Annotated in this window: 25 protein-coding genes and 2 tRNA genes; 13 read left to right on the top strand and 14 right to left on the bottom strand. The window is 53.2% G+C overall.

Annotation, left to right across the window (positions count from 1 at the left end):
- The first annotated feature begins 3 nt into the window (after nt 1–3).
- Together RHH81_RS00175 and RHH81_RS00180 are read left to right on the top strand one after the other, a co-directional pair.
- On the top strand, nt 4–771 hold the full coding sequence (locus RHH81_RS00175) for a glycosyltransferase (RefSeq protein WP_310743176.1): 768 nt from the start codon (nt 4–6) through the stop codon (nt 769–771).
- A gap of 5 nt (nt 772–776) precedes the next feature.
- Entirely contained in the window at nt 777–926 is a 150-nt protein-coding gene (locus RHH81_RS00180) for a glycosyltransferase family A protein (protein WP_310743177.1), read from the top strand.
- A 74-nt stretch (nt 927–1,000) separates the two neighbouring features.
- Here the strand turns inward: RHH81_RS00180 and RHH81_RS00185 are convergent, their stop codons facing one another.
- The gene (locus RHH81_RS00185; protein WP_206200560.1) at nt 1,001–1,168 is read right to left on the bottom strand and encodes a metallothionein; all 168 of its coding nucleotides are present in this window, start codon (nt 1,166–1,168) and stop codon (nt 1,001–1,003) included.
- 118 nt (nt 1,169–1,286) lie between these two features.
- Here RHH81_RS00185 and RHH81_RS00190 point away from each other — a divergent pair, with 118 nt between their 5' ends.
- On the top strand, nt 1,287–1,679 hold the full coding sequence (locus tag RHH81_RS00190; protein ID WP_310453062.1) for a metalloregulator ArsR/SmtB family transcription factor: 393 nt from the start codon (nt 1,287–1,289) through the stop codon (nt 1,677–1,679).
- Here the strand turns inward: RHH81_RS00190 and RHH81_RS00195 are convergent.
- Entirely contained in the window at nt 1,653–2,126 is a 474-nt protein-coding gene (locus RHH81_RS00195; protein ID WP_302678533.1) for a type IV pilin-like G/H family protein, read from the bottom strand. The two genes, RHH81_RS00190 and RHH81_RS00195, sit on opposite strands and share 27 nt — an antisense overlap.
- 76 nt (nt 2,127–2,202) lie before the next feature.
- Nucleotides 2,203–5,532 carry a tubulin-like doman-containing protein gene (locus RHH81_RS00200; RefSeq protein WP_310743178.1) on the bottom strand — a complete coding sequence of 1,110 codons (3,330 nt, stop codon included), beginning with the start codon at nt 5,530–5,532 and terminating at the stop codon, nt 2,203–2,205.
- Nucleotides 5,533–5,806: 274 nt separating this feature from the next.
- Between RHH81_RS00200 and RHH81_RS00205 the strand changes: the two genes are divergently transcribed.
- The gene (locus RHH81_RS00205) at nt 5,807–7,150 is read left to right on the top strand and encodes a MotA/TolQ/ExbB proton channel family protein (RefSeq protein ID WP_310743179.1); all 1,344 of its coding nucleotides are present in this window, start codon (nt 5,807–5,809) and stop codon (nt 7,148–7,150) included.
- Between the two features lie 4 nt (nt 7,151–7,154).
- On the opposite strand, the gene RHH81_RS00210 is transcribed toward RHH81_RS00205, so the two are convergent.
- From RHH81_RS00210 to RHH81_RS00220, 3 genes are all read right to left on the bottom strand, one after another.
- Nucleotides 7,155–7,499, bottom strand: coding sequence for a histidine triad nucleotide-binding protein (locus tag RHH81_RS00210; protein ID WP_149817064.1), 345 nt, complete (start codon nt 7,497–7,499; stop codon nt 7,155–7,157).
- 29 nt (nt 7,500–7,528) lie between these two features.
- Complete coding sequence (gene ispG / locus RHH81_RS00215) at nt 7,529–8,737, bottom strand: (E)-4-hydroxy-3-methylbut-2-enyl-diphosphate synthase (protein WP_206200565.1); 1,209 nt, start codon at nt 8,735–8,737, stop codon at nt 7,529–7,531.
- 121 nt (nt 8,738–8,858) lie between these two features.
- Nucleotides 8,859–9,224, bottom strand: a complete 366-nt coding sequence (locus RHH81_RS00220; protein ID WP_310743180.1) for a helix-turn-helix transcriptional regulator — start codon at nt 9,222–9,224, stop codon at nt 8,859–8,861.
- A gap of 523 nt (nt 9,225–9,747) precedes the next feature.
- Here RHH81_RS00220 and RHH81_RS00225 point away from each other — a divergent pair.
- The 4 genes from RHH81_RS00225 to RHH81_RS00240 all read left to right on the top strand — a co-directional run bounded on the left by RHH81_RS00225 (nt 9,748) and on the right by RHH81_RS00240 (nt 13,236).
- Complete coding sequence (locus RHH81_RS00225) at nt 9,748–10,737, top strand: GGDEF domain-containing protein (RefSeq protein ID WP_310743181.1); 990 nt, start codon at nt 9,748–9,750, stop codon at nt 10,735–10,737.
- A gap of 79 nt (nt 10,738–10,816) precedes the next feature.
- Nucleotides 10,817–11,014, top strand: coding sequence for a hypothetical protein (locus tag RHH81_RS00230; RefSeq protein ID WP_225901602.1), 198 nt, complete (start codon nt 10,817–10,819; stop codon nt 11,012–11,014).
- Nucleotides 11,015–11,029: 15 nt separating this feature from the next.
- Nucleotides 11,030–12,421 carry an argininosuccinate lyase gene (gene argH, locus RHH81_RS00235; RefSeq protein WP_206200568.1) on the top strand — a complete coding sequence of 464 codons (1,392 nt, stop codon included), beginning with the start codon at nt 11,030–11,032 and terminating at the stop codon, nt 12,419–12,421.
- A 98-nt stretch (nt 12,422–12,519) separates the two neighbouring features.
- Nucleotides 12,520–13,236 (top strand): heme oxygenase (biliverdin-producing), encoded by a 717-nt coding sequence (locus tag RHH81_RS00240; RefSeq protein WP_206200569.1) that lies wholly within the window; start codon nt 12,520–12,522, stop codon nt 13,234–13,236.
- Nucleotide 13,237: 1 nt separating this feature from the next.
- Here RHH81_RS00240 and RHH81_RS00245 read toward each other — a convergent pair whose 3' ends face one another.
- Nucleotides 13,238–14,560, bottom strand: coding sequence for a TldD/PmbA family protein (locus RHH81_RS00245; RefSeq protein WP_399379014.1), 1,323 nt, complete (start codon nt 14,558–14,560; stop codon nt 13,238–13,240).
- Between the two features lie 139 nt (nt 14,561–14,699).
- Here RHH81_RS00245 and RHH81_RS00250 point away from each other — a divergent pair, with 139 nt between their 5' ends.
- Complete coding sequence (locus RHH81_RS00250) at nt 14,700–15,572, top strand: SDR family oxidoreductase (RefSeq protein WP_206200570.1); 873 nt, start codon at nt 14,700–14,702, stop codon at nt 15,570–15,572.
- Here the strand turns inward: RHH81_RS00250 and RHH81_RS00255 are convergent.
- Nucleotides 15,569–16,435, bottom strand: a complete 867-nt coding sequence (locus tag RHH81_RS00255; RefSeq protein WP_310743183.1) for a peptidoglycan recognition family protein — start codon at nt 16,433–16,435, stop codon at nt 15,569–15,571. The two genes, RHH81_RS00250 and RHH81_RS00255, sit on opposite strands and share 4 nt — an antisense overlap.
- 69 nt (nt 16,436–16,504) lie before the next feature.
- On the opposite strand from RHH81_RS00255, the gene aroF reads away from it, so the two are divergent.
- The gene (aroF, locus tag RHH81_RS00260) at nt 16,505–17,536 is read left to right on the top strand and encodes a 3-deoxy-7-phosphoheptulonate synthase (protein ID WP_206200571.1); all 1,032 of its coding nucleotides are present in this window, start codon (nt 16,505–16,507) and stop codon (nt 17,534–17,536) included.
- Nucleotides 17,537–17,545: 9 nt separating this feature from the next.
- Complete coding sequence (locus RHH81_RS00265) at nt 17,546–18,046, top strand: GNAT family N-acetyltransferase (RefSeq protein ID WP_302676933.1); 501 nt, start codon at nt 17,546–17,548, stop codon at nt 18,044–18,046.
- On the opposite strand, the gene RHH81_RS00270 is transcribed toward RHH81_RS00265, so the two are convergent.
- Both RHH81_RS00270 and RHH81_RS00275 read right to left on the bottom strand, forming a co-directional pair.
- Nucleotides 18,027–18,353 (bottom strand): hypothetical protein, encoded by a 327-nt coding sequence (locus RHH81_RS00270; protein ID WP_206200573.1) that lies wholly within the window; start codon nt 18,351–18,353, stop codon nt 18,027–18,029. The two genes, RHH81_RS00265 and RHH81_RS00270, sit on opposite strands and share 20 nt — an antisense overlap.
- A 3-nt stretch (nt 18,354–18,356) precedes the next feature.
- Nucleotides 18,357–18,905, bottom strand: coding sequence for a thioredoxin family protein (locus RHH81_RS00275; RefSeq protein ID WP_206200574.1), 549 nt, complete (start codon nt 18,903–18,905; stop codon nt 18,357–18,359).
- A gap of 263 nt (nt 18,906–19,168) precedes the next feature.
- Here RHH81_RS00275 and RHH81_RS00280 point away from each other — a divergent pair.
- Nucleotides 19,169–19,241 (top strand) — tRNA-Val (locus RHH81_RS00280).
- 16 nt (nt 19,242–19,257) lie between these two features.
- Here the strand turns inward: RHH81_RS00280 and RHH81_RS00285 are convergent.
- Genes RHH81_RS00285 through RHH81_RS00300 form a run of 4 tightly spaced genes read right to left on the bottom strand, consistent with a single transcriptional unit; the run spans nt 19,258 to nt 21,647 of the window.
- Entirely contained in the window at nt 19,258–19,956 is a 699-nt protein-coding gene (locus RHH81_RS00285; protein WP_206200575.1) for an OB-fold-containig protein, read from the bottom strand.
- A gap of 4 nt (nt 19,957–19,960) precedes the next feature.
- Nucleotides 19,961–20,749, bottom strand: a complete 789-nt coding sequence (locus RHH81_RS00290; protein ID WP_310743184.1) for a TIGR03943 family putative permease subunit — start codon at nt 20,747–20,749, stop codon at nt 19,961–19,963.
- Between the two features lie 33 nt (nt 20,750–20,782).
- On the bottom strand, nt 20,783–21,235 hold the full coding sequence (locus RHH81_RS00295) for a diheme cytochrome c (protein ID WP_225901605.1): 453 nt from the start codon (nt 21,233–21,235) through the stop codon (nt 20,783–20,785).
- A gap of 37 nt (nt 21,236–21,272) precedes the next feature.
- Complete coding sequence (locus RHH81_RS00300) at nt 21,273–21,647, bottom strand: DUF4346 domain-containing protein (RefSeq protein ID WP_149817099.1); 375 nt, start codon at nt 21,645–21,647, stop codon at nt 21,273–21,275.
- Nucleotides 21,648–21,767: 120 nt separating this feature from the next.
- Here RHH81_RS00300 and RHH81_RS00305 point away from each other — a divergent pair.
- Nucleotides 21,768–21,840 (top strand) — tRNA-Met (locus RHH81_RS00305).
- The last annotated feature ends 4 nt before the right edge of the window (nt 21,841–21,844 follow it).

Here is a 21,844-nt window from a genome sequence, read left to right on the forward strand (position 1 = left end):
CCCATGAAACCCACTCAACCAACTCTAAGTATTATTACTGCGACCTATAATGCTGAGGAACACCTGCCACGGTTGATTGCGTCGTTGATTGCTCAAACCGATCCAGACTTTGAGTGGGTCGTTGCCGATGGTGGCTCTACAGATCGCACTTTAGAGCTAATAGAAGCAGCAACAGCTGAACTCAAGGCAGTCGTTGTCGACTCGCGACCCGACTTTGGGATCTATGATGCCCTCAACCGTGCTATTCGCCTAGCCTCAGGAGACTATTATCTGGTGATGGGTGCAGATGACGAGCTCTTTCCTGAGGCAGTTGCCCAATACAAGATCGCTTGCGAGGAAACAGGGGCGGATTTTGTTACTGCTAACTATTACATAGGAGAGCGTGACATAGCGTCTGTTTGGCAGCCAGCATGGGAATGGCGGAAGGGAATGCAGGCTCACGTAACTGGTCATGCTGTTGGCTTGGCAATTCGACGCACATTACATCAAAGGGTTGGTCAATACTCCCGCCATTTTCCTCTCCTAGCGGATCAGCTTTTTGTTATGCAAGCAATCCGTGCGGGTGCAAGGGTTGCTAGGAGAGATTTTATTGCTGGGCGTTTCCATCCCCATGGAACCAGTGGTAGCGATCTTTTGGGATCGATTGTTGAGATGTATCGGATTCAAGTTCGTTTAGGACACTCCTTCCTTGTCCAAACTTTGCTACTCTTTTGTCGGATTATCAGATATTGGCCCCGCATTCAACAACAGAGATTAAACTTTCTGTTGTAATTCCTTTGTATAACAAAGCTAGGCATATTGCTCATACGCTGAAGAGCGTTTTACAGCAAACCAGCCCAGCAGCTGAGGTTCTTGTGGTTGATGATGGGTCAACTGATTCTGGGGCTGAAATTGTTCGCGGCTTTTGGATCAGGGTGTGCGTTTGATTCAACTTTCCTGCTAAGGTTTGCGACTGGCAAAGGGCGGAGTTCCCCGCCCATTCAGCTAAAAATTGCGAGCCTTAGCTACAGCCACAGCCTGTATGGCCACAGCCACCGCTTTCTTTGCAGGTGCCGTTGGCACAGGCTTCGGAGCAGTAGGGTTTGCCTTCAACCATGATGGCCTCGCTGAGGGAGACAATGCAGAGACAGTGGGGGCAGGCGCATTTCATTTGGGTAACGGTTGTCATGGCTTTTTTCTCCAAATGGGTGACACAAGGGAGGTATGCTTCACCTCTCCTTTAATATATCTGAACAGTTGTTCAAACGTCAATTAGTTAGCACCTGATCAACGCCTATGATGGAAGTATGAATACTAGAATTTTTGCTCCTTCTCATCCTCATCATCCAGAGGCTTTGGCACGGGCGAGCGATCGCCTGCTCTCTACAGAAAAAGCCCAACGGATGGCGCAATTTTTTGGCCTGCTAGCCGATGCCAACCGACTGCGGATTGTAGCCTTGCTCGCCCAAGGGGAGTTTTGTGTTGGCGATATTGCCGTGGCACTGGAAATGAGCGAGTCTGCCGTCTCCCACCAATTGCGGATGCTTAAGGCCATGCGACTGGTCAAGTTTCGTCGCCAAGGGCGGCATATCTTTTATCAATTGCTAGATCACCATGTCCTCGCTCTTTATGAGGCGGTCGCAGAACACTTAGATGAAGACGCATCAGACACTTCAGGGAGTGGGAACGGGGCAAGATGAGGGTGAGGCAATTCCTGAACCAGCGGGGGCAGCTTCTAAAATTTGGGTTGTGGTTAGTGTTGTAAACGTAGCATAGGTGCAGCCCGTAAACGCTTTCAATTCTGAACGCTCAGGGGTGGCTTGGAATTCAGCATAGTTACTATTCGCAGCGGTGATTGCGTAATCATAGTCGGGCGTATCACTAAAGCCGATTTGTAAACTTGCGATGTCAGTGGTGAATGTGGGATTGGCCAAACGGTAGGCCTGTTGCGCACGGTTGACCGCACCAACGTTTGTTTTGGCTTGGGATTCGCGGGCTTTGGTGGCTTGATTTAACATGGAGGGGAGGGCGATCGCGGCCAAAATCGCAATAATGATGACGACGACGAGCAGTTCAATCAGGGTAAAGCCTTTCGAGAGGATGAGCGATCGGTAGAACCAAGGCAAATTAAGACGATAAGGAGACATAGGGCGGCTCTCAGGTTAGACTCGTCTTCACTCTCAAGTGTTCCCACAGATCTCCGTAAAATTACAGGCAGCTCCCCTATAGCCCCAGTAGTTTTTTCTTGGCCGCTTGGAACTCCGCTTCTGAGAGTAGCCCCTGCTGGTACATGGCCATGAGTTGTTGCAGTTGCTCTAAGCCAGAGGAACTCGCCGAAGCACTGGTTTCAGGTGTTGGTTCGGGTTGGGATGGAGGTGGTTCAGGAGCAGGGGACGTTGGTGTGGGGCTAGGGGCTGGTGTGCCTTGAGCCAATTGATAGGTTTGGATCACCTCTTGGAGAATGGCGGCTTCTCGCTTATATTCAAGGCTGTCGCGTCCTCCAGCTTTGTGGAGTTCTTCCTCGCGTCGCTTCAAGTAGTTCAGTAGATGCTCATAGAGGACTTGCTTTTGTTCTGGGGTTTCGGCTGCTTTGAGAATAACGGTCACTTGGCGCTGAATTTCCTCTAAGTCGGGACGGCAGGCCAACACCTCTAGGACTTGGGTCACTTCCTCCCAGTTGGCGGCAATATCCACATCTTCAAGACCAACGGCGGTATGGCGGGTGTAGCGGATGGTGGCTTCGCGGGTGGCGCGGTTTTCTGCTTGTTTAAGGACATCAAGGGCGCGAGCAATCACCACCAGTTTTAGAATTTGGGGGTTTTCTGGAAAGACATCCCAGAAGGGGGGATCCTTTTGCAGATGTACGGGGATGGGCAAATCGCGGTTTTCTCCCCGCAGGCGGGCGCGTTTGGCGGTAATCATTTGGCCTCGCCAATCTTGGTAGGACTGGCGCAGTTCGGGCATGCCCTCAATACAGCGTAGGGAAAAGCCCCCCATCTCTTGGACAAAGACAATGCGGTGGCGTTCGCGATCGCCCAAGGGCTTAATGTCATCACTGGTAATGCTCTGGCCATTCGGTTTGACGAGGTTCTTGAGCAGGGGAATCAGTTTTTTGGCAGCCAAATCGGTAGTATTTTCACCGCCGACAATGGCGATATTGGTATTCACTGAAGGAGTAAAGCCAGCATCACGACCACTCATGACCGCTTGGGAGAGCAATAGCAGTGGCTTTGATTTCTGATAGGCCATGCGCAGGACACTGAGGATTTCCCCTTCATCATTGCGATAAACCTGCAACAGGCGATCGCAGGCAGTGAGATCCCGCACAAGGCGGCTCTCTTCTGGGGCATTTTGCACGGTGCGCCGTACGGTTTCTTGGATAATCTCCCGCAGGTCACTTTCTTGGACATCCGCTAGTTGTGCCAAATCCAAGAGACGCATCACTTCATTGGCGGCGCGGGTTTCCTTCCAGAGGGGACTGGCCTCCTGCAACACCGTTGCTGCCGTTGTGGTACAGAGTTGGTTCAGACCAATGGCAAATGTGGACTGCACCCCGGTATTGGCACCCGCATAGCGTTCCACCAAGTCTTGATAGAGGCCATTGAGTTCTTGGCGATCGTAGAGCTTCACCCCATTGATTCGCAGGGCATCGGCACTATCCGCTTGACTATCGGCCATTGCCTTGAAACCATCACGTAAATTGAGGAGCCGCTGGTTGAGCTTGGCAAGACGTGCCTCCATCCCTTGCAGCCATTCCTCTAGTTTGTCCATCACCTCCTTGGCCAGAAAGCGGGCTTTAGCTTGAATGATGGCATTGAAACTGCCCTCAATCCCCTCTAGGGCCTGCTGGCAAAATTCCTCCATTTTCGCTTGCTTGGAGATGCCAAAGAGAGTGCTAAAGTGCTGGATATCCTGCAGGGCATTTTCGTATTGTCGCTGACGATTGGTGATATTGGGTTGCCAAGTTTGCTGAATTTCGCGGTCGTACTTTTCTGCTTGGCTCATAAAAATTTGGCGAATTTGCAGCAGAAAGGCGTTGGCAAACTTGGGTCCGCGATTGCGATCTTCAACAATGCGGTAGAACTCCTCCTCAAGACTTTGGCGAGCCTGCTGGATAATTTGATTGCGGTTGTCGTACATGCGCTGCAAAAAGTCACCGTGGAGACGCTCATCGGGGCTGAGTTCGCGCAAGTGGGCAGCACGGTAATTGTCCACCTGTTCACTCAGCCAAGGCACAAATTGTAAAATTTTGCCTCTTTCGGCACCAATCATGCCCCCTACCCCCTGTTGGGTACATTCAAGGCGGTTTTCACGGCTAATTTGATTGCGTAGATCGTTAACCCAGCGGGAAATTTCCTGCATGTAGGGGCGATCGCCCGCTGCTGCTAAGGCCAGTACCAAATCCACATCCAGCAAGTTCATGGGTTTCAGGAGACTCTGGGTCACCTCTAAAAGCTGGGGTGGCAATTGCACCGATTCGTTCAGCCACCAGTGAATAAAGTCTTGGCAAAGGCGATAGGTCAAGGAGGCGCGAATTTGGGCAATGGGAATTTCGACACTGGAGAGGCCAAAGGCCATAAAGCTCTTGGGATAGCCTCGCCCCCCGGCATCCTGAGAGGCCCAAGCCGCCTTAATGTTGTCGCGAATCGAGCGTTTGTGGGGGGCAAAGTCAGAAGTGAGATCCAAAAAGATATTTTGGGCAATCATCTCGCGGATCTCATCGAGCTTGAATTCATTCTCGCCATTTTTGGTGCCCACGAGGTAGGTAAAGTCAAAGGGAGGACAATTGTAGCGCACTTCGTCGCTGAGGCTGCTACTAAATTGCGCCACGTACTCGGTGCGGTAGTCGGCAAAGTAACTGAGTTCCATGAGGGCGGCATAGCCATTGGCCAGCACGCGATCGCCGACACTAATGGCTGCAAAGGCATTGGGCATGGGCACAATTCCCGTGATCAGAGGACTCGACTGCCCCTTGAGCCAATGGCGCACACAATAGCCCAAGTCAATGAGCATACCGCTACCGGTGCCCCCAGAGAGGGAGCCCGTAATAAAGACATTTAAGCTGCTGTTGTTGACCTTGACCCCATAGCGGCTTTGCATATAACTTTCGTGGCCTTTAACGCGATCGCTGGCCGCTTGGAACTTTTGTTGAATCGCATGGTAGTTGCAAAAGAAGGCAAACCGACCACAGGCACGGATTTGACCCGCCCCGGCCTCTAGGGCGGTAATGTTGCGCTCCAGTTCCTTGGGAAACCAAGAGGCAATCCACGGGTAGTTGTCGAGGTTTTGAATGATTTGCTGCACGTTTTTGCCACTGACACTGGCCCAGTGCTTTTCGTTGTCCTTGAGGGGAGAGCCAGCGGCGAGGGGGTTACTCACTTTGTAGTCGCGATCGGTGTCAATGGCAAGGAAGCTAATCACGGGAAACTGTTTCAGACTGCCGTAGGTTTCTTCCACCAGTCGCCGCACCCGCGATAGCACCTCAATGCCTGTACCTCCCACGCCAACAATTACTGTCGGAACAATGGACTTTTCCTCCACCTGTGCAGGCATGATTCCCGTCTCCGTGACCAGTCATCCCCATCCTAGCAAGGATGTCTACCAAGTCTGGAGTGGCCTGTCCATGAATACCATCCCTCAGGAGAGCAGAGAACCGTGGTAGTAGGAGACTCATTGACTGGGAACTGGTACGAATCCTCTCACGGCAGTACCCTGTGGATTTCGGGGCTGGTTCATTCCCTGATCGGCAGCAGGGAGCAGCCGCAGTTGCCAAAATTTGAGGCGCCTTCACGATAGATTGAAAGATGTTTGCGCCCTGAGTATCGTCATGACAGCTTCTTCTCCGGTTTCGACAACAACTGCCCCTTCCCTAACACCGGTGGCGGTACCCCGCCAGGATCTGACTGTGCCGCTGTGGTTAGCGCTGGCGATCGCTGCCGTTGCTACGGTGATCCTTTACATTTTCTTTCTGCCCCTTCAGGGCACCTACCTTGGCCAACTGCTCCTCAATCGTGGCTGGACGCAACCCGTGGCTGTCTTTTTTGCGTGGACAGTTTTGGTGTTTACGATTTTGAAGGCGATCGCCCTCTTTCAACAAGCACCCAGCCTGCGGCAAATCTGGATTCCCGCCAACTACCCCTTCACCTCAATGCGGGATATTTTGCAATTACAGCAAACCCTTGCCCAACGGCGGACACTGCTGCCCAATCGCTGTGCCCGTGTTTTAGGCGCGTTTCTCAGTAGTGGCCAGCGAGAGATTGCCGTTGAAGCCGCCGCAGAAGAGAGTGGCAGTGCCGCAGCCGCCACTGATGCCTCCTATACGATTCCCCGTGTTCTCGTCTGGGCGATTCCCCTGCTGGGCTTTATTGGCACCGTGGTTGGGATTAGCCAAGCGGTCAGTGGCTTTTCCAGCTTTTTGGAGACGGCTCAGGACGTGAACCAAATCAAGGAGGGGATTGGCGGTGTAACGACGGGGCTAGCAGTGGCCTTTGATACGACCCTCGTGGCCTTGGTGCTGAGTGTGCTGGTGATGATTCCGATGGTGATCGTTGAACGCTGGGAGAATAAGCTGCTGCTGCAAATTGACACCTACATTAACGATCAACTGCTGCCCCGCCTCCCCGTTACGAATACGTCCGCAGGGGTGGATCGCGACACCCTCCAAGACATGATTCAGGAAACGATTCGCACGGAGCTGCCCACGGAGGAACGGCTGCAACAACTCTTGGACAACTTAAATCAACTGGCCCGTGCCGTGGTCAGGGATCGGCAGCAATTTGTGGCCACACTGGAGGAGCGCCAGCAACAGTCCATTGAGCAGTTTGAGCGCCTCGTGACCCAGATTCAGCACAGCCAAGGGGAACTACTGGCGCACGTCAATCAGGAACAGACCGCCATTGCCCAAGAACTGCGGCAACAAAGTCAGTACATTGCTCAACTCTTGGCCGAGAGCGATCGCACCCTACAACAGCGGTTACAACTGTTAGAAACCCTCAACCAAGCCCTGCAAGCCCTCGCCGATACGGGTAATCTGCAACTGCTGCTTGATCGCCTCAACCACACCTTGGCCAGTTTGCAACCGGTACTGCGGCAATTGGCTCAGCCGCGGCGACTGATGCTCGTGGAACAGCCTAGGCTCTACGAATACGAAGAAGATCGACCGCAAAAATAATCTCTCAACCCGGTGGCCATTGCATGGCTCGCCCGCCCAACAGGTGCAGGTGCAGATGATAGACGGTTTGACCGCCATCGGGGCCATTGTTAATGACAATCCGATAGCCATTGGTTAAACCCTCTGCCTCAGCAATGCGTTTGGCCGTCAGCAGCAGGTGCCCCAGCACACGGTGATCTTCCGGTTCTGCCAAGCTGAGTTGGGGAATCGGCTTTTTGGGGATCACCAGAATATGCACGGGGGCTTGGGGGTTGATATCACGAAAGGCCAGACACAGCTCATCCTCGTGGACAATATCCGCTGGGATCTCGCGGCGAATGATGCGGCTAAAAATGGTTTCCGTGGTCATGGTTTCACTCCTCACAGAGGTCTAATGGTTTAGGGATCCACCCAGCGGCCATCGGCTTTGATTAATTCCACAAGGGCAGCCACCCCTTCAGATTCCGGCACCTTTTTCACTTCCTCACGACCGCGATAGAGCGAGATATAGCCAGGTTGTTTGCCCACATAGCCATAGTCGGCGTCGGCCATTTCCCCTGGCCCATTGACAATGCAGCCCATGACAGCAATATTCAGACCCGTGAGGTGTTTGGTGGCTTCGCGGACTTTGTGCAGGACTTCCTCAAGGTTAAAGAGGGTACGGCCACAGGAGGGACAGGCCACATACTCCACCATGGTGCGCCGCAGACCCAAGGCTTGCAAAATGCCGTAGCAGACGGGAATTTCTTTTTCGGGGGCTTCGGTGAGGGAGACACGAATCGTATCGCCAATACCTTCGGCAAGGAGGGTGGCAATGCCAGCAGTGGATTTGATGCGGCCATACTCGCCATCGCCGGCTTCAGTGACTCCCAAGTGGAGGGGGTAGTCCATGCCCAGTTCATCCATGCGCTTGACCATAAGGCGGTTGGCGGCAATCATCACGGGTACCCGTGAGGCCTTGAGGGAAATTTCAAGGTTGTAGAAATTCAAAGACTCGCAGATGCGGATAAATTCTAGAGCCGATTCCACCATGCCTTCTGGGGTGTCCCCATACGTAAAGAGCATCCGCTCAGCAAGAGAACCGTGATTGACGCCAATGCGCATGGATTTGCCCTGATCCCGCAGCGAGATCACCAGTGGCTCAAGGGTTTCGCGAATTTTGGCACCAATTTCCTCAAACTCGGCTTGGGTGTATTCAGTGCGATCGGGCTTGGGTTTCTCAAAGACGTATAGCCCCGGATTGATGCGTACATTGTCCACGTACTTGGCAACTTCGAGGGCAATTTTCATGCCGTTGTGGTGGACATCGGCAACCAAGGGCACAGGTTTGTAGGTTTGGTAGAGGCGATCGCGAATCTCTTCCATGGCTTTAGCATGGGCAAGGCTAGGCACTGTCACCCGCACAATTTCACAGCCAATTTCATGGAGACGACGAATGGCGGCTACTGAGCCTTCAATATCTAGCGTGTCTTCATTGATCATCGATTGCACCGCCACAGGATGACCGCCCCCAATGATGACAGAGCCAACGGGCACAGGACGGGTTTTGCGACGGACAATGGCGGTTTCTGTCGGAGTAGCTTGAACAGGACTCGGCAGCGTTTGCATAGGATGTAAGTGGCCAAATTGCGCAACTTCTCCCTTTCAGGATGCCATAGAAGCGGCAAGCTGCGGCAGGCGATCGCCCCCCAAGAGATTTGCTATAATTTTTTCGGAACCTAAAAAATACTCAAACGTCCCCTTCATTGTTAGCAGCAGCCTTTAACAACCCTAACGCTGTTTCTAGCACCCGAACTGCTGTTGCTGGAGGTAAGTGACACAATTTGCCAAGAATCTCAGTCACCAGTTGTTCTTCTTCGCGGTTGGTGACATCCGTTTGGTTGAGGTAGGCGATAAAACTTTCTAAATCCTCAAAGCCAAAAACACGACATAACTTTAATAGATTTTCAGTATTTGGAAATGAAGCCATATTCTCCCATTTTTGCAAGCAGGTATAGGAGATTCCCAGCTCGGCGGCAAAGGCACGTTGACTGCGTATCTCCCGTTTTTGGCGTAGCAGCCTAGAGAGTTGTTTTCGAGAGCGTGGACTAACCATGCGGAACCTAAATAGACCCTTGGAAAGGGCACTGCGTCTTTCAATAACTTTACATGTCAAGCTCATCAATGAATACCGCCACTACCTTGTCAAAAGTTGTCGCTTGACAACCTTATTGCCCGCAATTAGCATTGAACTGTTGGGCACAGATTTATAACAGCACTATGCATCCTGAGGACATTAAGGCAGAATTGCGGAAACGGGGCTGGAATGGCGCTAAAATTGGCCAAAAGCTAGGGGTTTCGCGTCATTGTGATCGGCAGTGATTCGTGGCCGCTCCCGCTCGGCAATGATTGAGAAAGAAATAGCAACGATTCTTGAAAAGCCCCTTTACGTTGTTTTCCCCGATTACTATAGTTGTCAATCCCCCTCGGATTAACTTTTCGCTCTAATTATCTATTTTTTAGTATAGCCTAACAATTAGAAAAATTTTACTTTGACAACTAACCTTTAATTTTTTGGTGTGTTCCTGAAATATTTCTTATTAGTATAACCATTCCTTTGATAGGCTCAAACGAAACAAATGAGGGGGACACTTGCTGAATATATTTGCCTTTTCCCTGAGCCGATCGCGATCGTGAACAGTAGCGGTGAAATTCTAGCAATCAACGATGGTGCCTCGCTCTTTTGGCAACAGGATACAGAAGCCTTAATTGGTAAATCCCTCGCAGCGCTGCTGCAACAATCGCCGGAGCAGGTACAGGCATGGTTAAAGCTCTGTCAAAGCAATGCCCAGATGTTGGCTGCCCATTTTCCGATTCCCAACCCTGAGACGGATCAGTGGGTTATTGAAGGCATTGGCGTCAATCTGGATGATGAACCTGCGATTTTGACGCGGATTGTTCCTAGCTTTTGCCACAATCAGCAGTTACTCGCTGCCCAGTTGCAACAACTACAGGCCGAACTGGCTCGGCAAATTGCCCTTGTGACGGAATTGCAACAATGCCAACAAGCCCTAGAGCAGGAAAAACAGCACCTCCAGATCCTTGCGGAACGGGATCCCTTAACGGGGTTAGGCAATCGTCGCTTTTTTGACATAGCATTGAATCAGCTCTGGCAGCAGGCTCAAGACCAAGGCCATACTTTGACGCTGGCTATCATTGATATTGATGACTTCAAGGCCTATAACGACTGCTGTGGTCACTTAGCGGGCGATCGCGCCCTGCAACAGGTGGCTCAAACCCTTAGGGCCCATCTGCGCTCCAACGATATCATTGCTCGCTACGGCGGTGAGGAGTTTGCCCTTGTGCTCTCCCATGTTTCTGCTGATACGGCTCTACACATTGTTGAACGAATGCTCCATCATGTCCGAGAGATGAAAATCCCCCAAGGGGAGAGGGCGCACCATCCCTACATAACAGTCAGTGCTGGGTTATGCTTTGTTCCTGCCAAGGCAAGTGAGGGCACCTTAACGGAGATTTTTGCCATTGCTGATGCCGCCCTTTATCAGGCCAAGCAACAGGGGCGCGATCGCTGTGTTCTGCTGGAGTGGTCACACAATGGGTCTTCATAATCTTGGGGCTTGTGATACTGGTTGGCGATCGCCCCCGCCTCCGCTAGGATAAACTTGAGTTGCGTTTCCGCCAATGGCTATGAATACTGCACCGAACTACTTTATTGCCAGCCAAATGACGATTGAGCCGCAGATTATTGTGGCGCAGAAATTCAAAGATACCTTGGGGGAAGACGTTTCTAAGGCGTGGGCAAACTTTGTCGATTCTGGCCAACTGTGGGCACTGATTATTGGTCTGGCCATTGGCTGGATCTTTGGCAAGCTCCTGAATTTTTAGCCCTGAGAATCGCCCGTGACTGCCCAACCTCAGCCTTGGAGCCAGCGCTTTGAACAAGCCCTCCATCCGGCGATCGCCCGCTTTAATGCCAGTATTGGCTTTGACATTCGCCTCATTGAATACGACCTCAGCGGCTCCCAAGCCCATGCCCGCATGCTGGCAAAAACGGGGATTATTTCCCCTGAGGAAGCCGAAACGCTGATTCAAGGCCTAGAGCAAATTCGCCAAGAATACCGGGATGGCCAGTTTACCCCCGGTATTGAAGCCGAGGATGTGCACTTTGCCGTCGAACGCCGCCTCACAGAACTGGTTGGCGATGTGGGCAAGAAACTCCACACAGCGCGATCGCGCAACGATCAGGTGGGCACCGATATTCGCCTTTACCTGCGCTCAGAAATTGACCATATTCTTCGACAACTGCGACAGTGGCAGCGCACACTTCTGGATCTTGCAGAGTCCCACATTGAAACCTTGATTCCCGGCTACACTCACCTGCAACGGGCACAACCCCTGAGCTTGGCTCACCATCTGCTGGCCTACGTGGAAATGGCCGAGCGGGACAGCGAGCGACTACAGCAAATTCGTGAGCGGGTGAATGTCTCTCCCTTGGGAGCCGGGGCACTGGCGGGCACAACGTTTCCCATCGATCGCCACTACACAGCAGAGTTGTTGGGTTTTCGTGAACCCTATCGCAATAGCCTCGATGCCGTCAGCGATCGCGATTTTGCCATTGAATTTCTCTGTGCCGCTAGCTTGATCATGGTGCATCTATCGCGGCTCTCGGAGGAGATTATTCTGTGGGCCTCTGAGGAATTTGCCTTTGTCAAGCTCACCGACACCTGTGCCACGGGTTCTAGCATCATGCCCCAAAAGAAAAATCCCGATGTGCCGGAGTTGGTGCGGGGCAAAACAGGACGGGTGTTTGGCCATTTGCAAGCTCTCTTGGTGATTATGAAGGGGCTGCCCTTGGCCTACAACAAAGACTTGCAAGAGGATAAAGAGGCGCTTTTTGATGCTGTGGATACCGTCCGTGCCTGCCTAGAGGCAATGACGATCTTGATGGCCGAGGGGGTGGTGTTTCAACCGCAACGCTTGGCGGCGGCTGTGGAGAGCGATTTTGCCAATGCCACCGATGTGGCGGATTACTTGGCCAGTAAGGGGGTGCCCTTCCGTGAGGCTTATAACTTGGTGGGGCAGGTGGTGAAAACCTGTCTTGCTGAAGGGAAATTCCTCAAAGACCTCACCCTTGAAGAATGGCAAGCCCTGCACCCCGCCTTTGCAGCGGATATTTACGAACGCATTGCACCGCGACAGGTGGTGGCTGCCCGCAATAGCTACGGGGGCACAGGGTTTGATCAGGTGCGCCAAGCCCTCGCAGCGGCTCGCGATCGCCTTAATGATTTTTAATGAAAAATGGTGTCATTTACCCTTAGCCTGAAAAATAGACTGTACTGACGGTCGCTTTTAGAAACAAAACGTTGCAAATTTTTAAGAAGGATCTCGTGATGACGACGTCTCTAGCGACGAAATTGCGTGAAGGCACCAAAAAAGCCCACACCATGGCCGAGAACGTTGGCTTTGTGCGCTGCTTCCTCAAAGGCACCGTGGAAAAAAGCTCCTACCGCAAACTCGTTGCCAGCCTCTATCACGTTTACAGTGCCATGGAGCAGGAAATGGAACAGCTCAAAGACCATCCCATTGTGGGCAAGATTTACTTTCCGGAGCTGAACCGCAAAAATAGCCTTGAGCGAGATCTGACTTACTACTTTGGTTCCAATTGGCAGGAAGAAATTACGCCCTCGCCAGCCACACAGGCCTATGTAGCCCGCATTCATGAAGTGGCGAACACCGCCCCAGAACTGTTGGTGGCGCACTCCTACACCCGTTACCTTGGCGATCTTTCGGGCGGCCAAATCCTCAAGGGGATTGCTGAGCGGGCAATGAATCTCCAAGACGGCGAAGGCACCGCCTTTTATCGCTTTGAATCCATTAGTGACGAAAAGGCCTTTAAGCAACTCTATCGCCAACGCTTGGATGAACTGGCGGTGGATGAGGCAACGGCGGAGCGGATTGTGGATGAGGCCAATGCCGCCTTTGGTATGAATATGAAGATCTTCCAAGAACTGGAGGGCAACCTCATCAGAGCCATTGGCCAGTTGCTCTTTAATACGCTGACTCGTCGTAAACAGCGCGGCAGCACCGAATTGGCGACTGCTGAGTAGCCTAGAGGGTAAACTGAAAGGCCTTGACGAGCATCCCCGGCACCGTAATACCCCCAAGGGAACGACGTTCATAGGTGTCGGTGTGGGCAAACCAAAGCGGGGTGTCTGTCAAGGCTTCGAGGTTGTCTCCCCAAAACTCATAGAGACTGTCATCAAAGCGCAGGTCTGTAATGGGTGCAACAATTTTGCCCTGCTCTACCCAAAAGCAGGCGTAGCGGGTCATGCCGGTCATTCGTCCATTGGGGCGATCGCTCCAGTTGAGGTAGTGTAAATTGCCCACATAGAGACCCGTATCGAGGGCAGCCAGCACCTCCTGCTCTGGTAGCGTGCCCGGCAAGAGGAGGGGCGATCGCAGGGTTTCTTGGCGGTTGGCACCATTGGCCACAAGGTGGTATTCCTGAGCGGTGCGCCGACTAATGAGTAACGTTTGCAATTTGCCGCGATCAATCAATGACAAGCAAGGGGGCGCAATATCGCCATCGGCATTAAAGCGGGGCACCGTTCCGGTGGTAAAGTCCTCCTGCAAACTAAAGAGGGGAGAGAGGGTTGCCCCTTCCCGTAATTTGGCGAGGGCACTGCCGCCTTGACGATAGGCCGCTTCACTCACGGCTCCCCAAGAGAGCATCCCCACTAGCTCGGCTACCGCTGCCGGGGCAAAGTAGGTGCGATAGCATCCCGCTGCTAACTGACGGGGAGGCTGTTCCAATTGTGCTAACTGCTGGCGATCGCCCTCAATTTGAGCTTGATAGATGGCAGTGTCCCAATGGGTACTGGCATAGCTATTTTTCACCGCCTTGCCCGCCGCTGTAAAGAGAGAATAATCCAAGCAAAACGTTTCCGTAGCAAACCAGTGCTCCTGCCCAGCGGAGTTAAAGCTCCCACGAGCGATCGTCCCCCCACTGTAAATGCCCACAAAATCAAAGCCTTGAACGGGTGTCAGAATTGTCTCTACCACTGAGTCAGGATCAGGTAAGCGGCCAAGGTAAGTGTCTTGAATCGAACCGGTATCCGTTGGCGGTACAAGGTAAGGATCCACAGGGAGTTGCACCGTTTCTGAACGCAATGCGGCCAAGTGCTCTAGGGCAGCCGCTAGATCCGCCGTTCCCGTATAGGGAAACGAGGTGCTTGCCGTCCGTTGCTGCGATTGCAACCGCAGGGTTACCACCGTATCTTCTACGGTGCCAATTTGCCGCACCCGCGCCCGATTGAAGCGAATAAACTGGCTGGATTCACTGGCAATTTCAACGAAAAGCGCCTCTGCCGGTTTCAGGGCAGCAAACAGCTCATGGCTCAGGTGCTGAGCAGCAGAAAAGTCAAGGGTCATGCGGCGCAGAGTTTTTGTGAAGATTCTCAAAGGTATTCCTTAGATTAGCGCATTCCCCCCCTGCATATCCTTCAAGCGTCTTGCATTGTGGCTCTGCCTAGGGCACGCTGAGACAAGAATCGCTTAATAGTTCCGCTTCATGTACTTGGTCACGGGTGCCACAGGACAATTGGGTTTGCGGGTGGTGCGCCGCTGTATCACGTTGGGGCTGCCGGTACGAGCCTTTGTGCGCCTGACGAGCCAATACGATCTCCTCAAGGAATGGGGTGCTGAGATTTTCATTGGCGATCTGCAACAGCCCCGCGATATTCAGGCTGCCATGGCGGGCGTGGAGGCGGTGATTTGCTGCCATGGTAGTCAGTTACTCAGCCGTGCCATTCAGGCGATTGATTACCGTGCTACGTTGGATGTGATTCAGGCGGCTCAGGAACAGGGGGTACGCCATGTAACCTTGATTTCTCCTTTGGCGGTGACGGGCGATCGCCAGCAGTCCCCCTTTCTCAAGGCCAAGTACGAAGTCGAGCAGGTGCTCATCAGCAGTGGCCTCAACTATGCCATTTTCCGCTGCCCCACCCTTATGTCTAGTTTGCTGCCCCTTGCGGAGCGCTTTCAGCAGACGGGGGTTTACATTGTCCTTGGAGATCCCCAGCACCGCCTGCAACTGCTCAGTCCCGAGGATTTAGCCCGCTGTATTCTCGTGGCTAGTCAAGCCAGCCAACCGGCCATTTTTAGCTTGGCACATCCAGAGGTCTTAACCCGCCAAGAGATTGCCGATCGCCTTGGTCGCTTTTTCAATAAACGCCCCTTTGTCATGACGGTTCCCCTAGCCGTGATTGACGGCGCTCGTCAGTTTTTGGGAGTGATGAATCGGGATCTTGAGGCCAGCCTAGGAACGCTGCGAACCCTATTGGCCTATGAAAGTCTCTGCCCTGCCAGTGAAATTGAACGTGCCCAAACCTATTTTCAACTCTCCTTTGAGTCCTTAGAGACATTCTTGGATCGCTACTTCTAGCCGCGAATATCCCCACAGGGGCGATCGCGATAGGCCTGCCAATAGCGATTAAACGTGACCCAGTCAAAACTACGCGGATCCATGCGCTCGCCAGAGCGATCCACCGCCGCATGGGTGGTTACCCGTTGGAGATCAATGCCCGTTTGCGCCACCAGCCATGCCAAGGTACGGTACTGAGCATCGGTATAGCCCGCATGGGTAGAACCATTATGGCGACCTTCAGGAGGGGTTTCTAGGGAAAAGTGGAGGGCAAAATTGTTCACCGAAGGGGCAAGGCGGAGGTTGGTCTGCACCGTTTCCCTGCCAAAGACAGAGTTGCCCGCACCATAGGCACGCTTGGACCAAGGCACTAAGTGCAGCAGCCAACCCCTGAGGGTAATCAGTTCATGGTAGCTGGCTTGATCTTCATCGCGGGGATGCGGTGTTTGGAAAAAATCCAGCGTAGATTGGGCAGAGGCCACAGTTTCATGCAAAACAATCAGCGGTGCATTGTCCACCACTTGACCCCGAATATCGGTACGGTAGCGATCGCCAAAATTGGTGCGGTCGATGGGGACACTGTACCAAGGGGGCGTAAATAAACACTGTTGATGAACTTGGCGGACTTGAGCAAAAAGGCGTTCATAGGGGGCGCCATCACTGCGTTGTAGAGGCAGCAGGGTATTCTCTGGCAGCGGGGGTGAGGGCGATGAGTCCGTTGGCGGATCAAATTGGGGATCATCAATGGAGACCGCTTGACTCAAATCAAGGGGGCGATCGCCACTGGGGATAGAGCCAATCATCACACTCCACAGGGACAGCACAACCACGGTAGCGATCGCCAGCGAAATCATCAACCGCAGGCCTCGGAAACGACGCAGCATAGGCAGAACGGAACCAATTTGGCACAATACAATCAAACCCTAAGCCAAAAATTTGGGATCAGCAAGCGGATGATTATTGTTCTAAAAAGTGGCACCCCCGGTGAAGAGATTGAGCGGGTCAGTAGTGAGATGCGCACTTGGGGACTCACCCCCGAAAAAATTGTGGGCAAGCACAAAGTCGTTATTGGTCTTGTCGGCGAAACTGCGGAACTCGATCCCCTGCGAATTCAGGAAATTAGCCCTTGGATTGAACACGTTCTGCGAGTTGAGCAGCCCTTCAAGCGAGCCAGTCGCGAGTATCGCCACGGTGAACCCAGTGAAGTGGTGGTGCCAACGCCCAACGGCGAAGTTATTTTCGGCGAAGGCCATGAGGTAGTGGTGGTGGCAGGACCTTGCTCCGTTGAAAATGAAGCGATGATCCTTGAAACGGCGCAGCGGGTGAAAGCGGCGGGTGCCAAGTTTCTCCGCGGTGGTGCCTATAAACCCCGTACCTCCCCCTATGCCTTCCAAGGCCATGGTGAAAGTGCCCTTGATCTGTTGGCAGCAGCAAAAGAAAAAACGGGCTTGGGCATCATTACCGAAGTCATGGACGCAGCGGATCTAGACAAAATTGCTGAAGTGGCCGATGTGCTGCAAATTGGTGCCCGTAACATGCAAAACTTTTCGCTTCTCAAGCGGGTGGGTGCCCAACCCAAACCCGTGCTTTTGAAACGGGGGATGTCTGCCACCATCGAGGAATGGCTGATGGCTGCTGAGTACATTTTGGCGGCAGGGAACCCCAATGTGATTCTCTGTGAACGGGGCATTCGCACCTTTGACCGTGAATATACCCGCAATACCTTGGATTTAGCAGCGATTCCGGTGCTGCGCAAGCTCACCCATCTGCCGATTATGATTGACCCCAGTCATGGCACCGGCTGGGCAGAATTTGTTCCGCCGATGGCCAAAGCCGCCGTGGCCGCAGGCGCCGATGCCCTGATGATTGAAGTGCACCCCAACCCAGCAAAAGCCCTCTCCGATGGTGCCCAATCCCTCACGCCGGATCAGTTTGATGAGTTGATGCAAGCCCTGCAACGTCCCCTTGTGAGTCTCAGTCGATAGGCTGCCCAAATGACCGATATGCTGGTCAAGCTCTACGAGCTAGCGGTGGATTGGCCCGCCGTCATGGCGCATCAGCAGCAGGGGATTCACTACCGCCAGCCTTTGGGGTCAGAAGTGGATGGCATTGTCCAGTGGGTGGGCGATCGCTTTAGTGCCGGTTGGCGCAGTGAAGTGGCTCTTGCCTTGAGTCAGCGTCCGCCACGGGGACTGATTGCCGTTGAAAATGGCGAACTTCTAGGCTTTGCCTGCTACGATGCAGCCGCCCTGGGACTGTTTGGGCCAATGGCTGTGGCCGAACCCTATCGCGGGCGGGGGATTGGTCGCCTGCTGTTGCAGTTAACCTTGGCTCAGATGCAGGCAGCGGGCTATGCCTATGCCGTGATTGGCTGGGTTTCCTCAGAGGACTTTTATGCAAAGACCGTTGGTGCCATGCCGATTCCCAATTCGCGGCCCGGACTCTGGCAAACGGCCTTAAACCTTGGGCAGTTGACTAACCCGTCAGGCTCTTAACGAGGAGGCCAAGGACAAATCCCAAACCAGCAAAGCGGACAAAGTGCCAAAAGTTTTCTTGAGCCAGAATGTCCTGCCAGCATTCCCGCGCTGCTTCCCCTAAATGGAACAGGAGGGTCAGGCCAAACTCCGCCTCTAGTTGCCGCAGCTCTTGGACGAGGCGATCGCGCTCTTGATCTAGGGCAGCCTGATTACGTCCTTTTAACCGTGCTTGGGTGGCTTTGATCTGCTCGTACTCACGGTAAAGCTCTGCCATCCGTGTTTGCGTCTCTTCATAAACCTGACGCACCTCATCTTGGGGTTCCACAACCTAGCCCCCATGACTGCGGGGATCATCACTGCGTTGGCGGGCGAGGGGACTCGTGAGTTGGGACATTTCACCCGTCAGTTGACCGTAGGGCAAGGGGAGGTTATTGCTGAGGGCTTCAAGATTTTTGGCCATCACTTCCTTGGGTTGCAGGCCGATCGCCACTGCTTGGGGTTCCAAGTGCCGATTCAGAAAGACAAAATGGGGAATGCCATCCACATTAAAGCGCTCAATTTCCGGTAGCCACTTGGTGTTGTCCACATTCAGCATGACGAAGTTCAGGCGATCGCGATATTGCGCCTTTAATTCCGCCAAATCCTTGGCCATGGCGCGACAGGTGCTACACCAGTTGGCGTAAAACTCCAAAAGTGTCGGCTTGCCATTGACTTGAGCCTCCTCCCAAGGGGTGGCTTGGCGGGCTTGCTCGGCGAGGGTGAGGGGTTGATTGCTACTGCGCAGACCCGCCAATAGGGCAAGACTAATGAGAATGGCGACAACAGCAATCACAAAATTCCGTAACCGTTGACCACTGGCTGCCGTTGCTGCTCCCATAGGGCATTCCTTGCACGTCTTAACACGTTGATCCTAGCGGATTTTCTTCCCAAGAGTTGCCCCATGTTGACGTAACACAGCGCTTTTCACAGGGATTGAACGGCTTTGAAAGGTTCAAACTTCTTTGACACTCATCCCGCTAACGCTAGGCGTATAGCAGGAGATTCCCCGTTCACAGAGTCATAGAACAAGCTCCTATCCGCTTTGTGTACCGTTTTTTAGAAACAGGCTATACCTTTGCTATGATAGATATTCTGGAACTTGGGCGGTTAACTCAGTTGGTAGAGTATCTCGTTTACACCGAGGCTGTCGGGGGTTCGAGTCCCTCACCGCCCATCCTAAAATCAATGCCTCAGGAATCTTCGCTATCTTTGATCTGAGATTGCCGCTGCTGGCGTAACCATGTGGCTTCATCCAAGCTGTCTTTGGCCACGACGATGTACTCATTCTCTTGGTGATCAATAATTAAAATCTCCTGACCATGCTGGGGGGTGACCGTTGCCCAAGGGGGGAGCACTGCCGGCAGAATCAGCCGATTGCGATTGGCATCCAAAACACTCACTTGGCCAATACCAGTACCACTGTGGGGAATATGGGCAGAACTGACGTGGCCACTGCACCCCAGCAGGCGATCGCGACTGGTATCTTCACTAAACTGCGCAAAAATTTGCCCCAAAGGCCGTGAACACAGCCCCCCAATTGTTAGCGCCAACAGCAGTGCCGCGATCGCAATCACCCCAGACCACACCACCCCCGGCCAACTGCCACTCAGGGTGTAAAAGAGAACATTAAAAAACCAGCCCAGCACGCCCAAAAGGCTAAAGTCTAAGGCGAGCAAGAGAATGAGGGGCGCTCTCCCCACCCCCAACCAATGCAAAATTGTCAGAAATGAGATGCCCTCCTCTAGATCGACCTCCACTTCCAAGGGATCGGCATCTCCCTCTAGCTCGACCTCTTCAGCGCCCACATCGCCAAAGATCACCGTCAAAAAGAGCAAGACCCCCATGCCCAAGACAATCCAGTAGGGAGTGTGAATCAAGTGAAATAGCATTGCCTTAGTACATAAAGGGATTTTCAGGCTCAGGAATCGGCGTTATCGTCTCAGCAACCAATACCAATTGGCGGCGGTCGTTGAGGGTTTCTGTGGTCATCCGACCTTCAACGCGAAACCACTGATCTTGGGGATAGGCTTGGCGCGATCGCCCCAATTTCACGGGCAGTCCCACAGGATAGGCATCCGCTGCACAACAGGTAATGACAAAACGGGTGAGCGTGAGATAAGTCTCTGGCAGTTGGGGACTATGAACCGCAAATCCCTCAATGCGAGCGGGCAACCCCCTATAGGCATCGGGTTCGGGATAGACATCAAGGGTGCGAATCCAGTCAATGAGCGTCCGCTCCTCAGGCCGTTGATTGAGGCGAAAGGCCACTGGACTATTGCGGGTCACTGTCAAGCCATCCTCGAGACCGCGATGAATGGCCGTGGCACTATTGAAAGGACGGGGCGTCATCACCAAACCCACGACTGCCGCGAAAATCAGAATACTGAGCGTCCAACGAGCCGGTAAGAGGGCAACATGCTGCACAGGTGTCACTCGCCCCCGCCATAACCGCCACCCTTGCCAACCACTCACAGCAACTAAAAGAAACCCAGCGGCGATCGCCAGTCCAAAGTAGTTGGGGTGAATCAGTAACCCCAGTCGCCCCTGCAACCAATATCGAAGAAACAACATTCCCCAGAGGAGAAGTGCCCCAACCGTCCACCACTCTTGCTGTAGCCAGCGACGGCGCATCATCATGCGTTGGACACGCGGAGAATAGCGATTGGAGGAGCTAGAAAACATCGGGCGGTGGAAAATTCGCCATCCCTAAACATTCTAGGGGGAATCCTGCCACTGCGGGCTTAGCTCACGAAAGTTAAAGAGGGTGGCCTTGGGATGGCACTGGGCACAACCATCGAGGGTGACGGGCTGCGGCACCGCAACACGGGGATGGAGGATACGAAAGAAGGGCGATCGCCCGACGCGAAAGGGAATTTGGGCATCGTTGGGCAGGGGTCGCGAATAGGTGCGCAAATAGTTCCACAGGGGAACCAGCTCTGGGCGGGGAATGGGTTCGAGGGTTGCGCCGTAGTGATTGGTATCTTGAATCAGTACCTGCCATGCCGGAGTGGGCAATGTTTCCGGGGGGACTGCGAGGTGACAACTGCCACAGCGCCGCAGATAGATTTGCGCTCCCAACTGGGCATTCAAGGGCAAAACATCGACGGTACCGCTCCAGTCGGGGGTGGCGATCGCTGCTAAGGCTGTACCCACTAGGGCACAGAGCATCAAAAGAACTGCCCCTACCCGCCAACGCCAGTGGTGTCTAATCTTGGATATACTCAAGCCCTTCATCCAAACAAAACTGTGCCCGCATCAGTTCTCGGCCGAGATAGGCCGCATGGTCAAACATCGTCACCAGTTGGCGATCCTTTTCAAAGAGTTCAATGCACAACTCCTTGGCTGTTCGACCGCTAAGTACTAGATCGGGTTCCCGCGTTACTTTCCCTTTGGTGGGAATGGGTTCTCCCGTATCGGGATCCACCGCTAAGCCCTTCTCATTGATGTCATTGGGATAGTGTTTCATCCAGATCAGTTCTTGCGCAGGGTCAATGTAGATAATGAAATACCCTGCCGGATCGAGATGAATAAATCGCTGCGATAGCTTGTTGTCAAGCGCCGTGCGTTCTGCTTTGCTCAACGCCTATCTTTCCTCTAATGGATCCACTCTATTATTGTACGGCGAACTCGACTGGAATCTGCGGGCCGAGCCTTGAGTTTTGGGACATTCGCGTTATAATGAGAATTGCGCAAAAATTTCGGCTCAGTAGCTCAGTGGTTAGAGCAGGGGACTCATAAGCCCAAGGTCGCAGGTTCAAATCCCGCCTGAGCCACTTC

The sequence above is a fragment of the Thermosynechococcus sp. PKX95 genome (genome assembly GCF_031583295.1).
In the GTDB taxonomy this organism is placed as follows: domain Bacteria; phylum Cyanobacteriota; class Cyanobacteriia; order Thermosynechococcales; family Thermosynechococcaceae; genus Thermosynechococcus.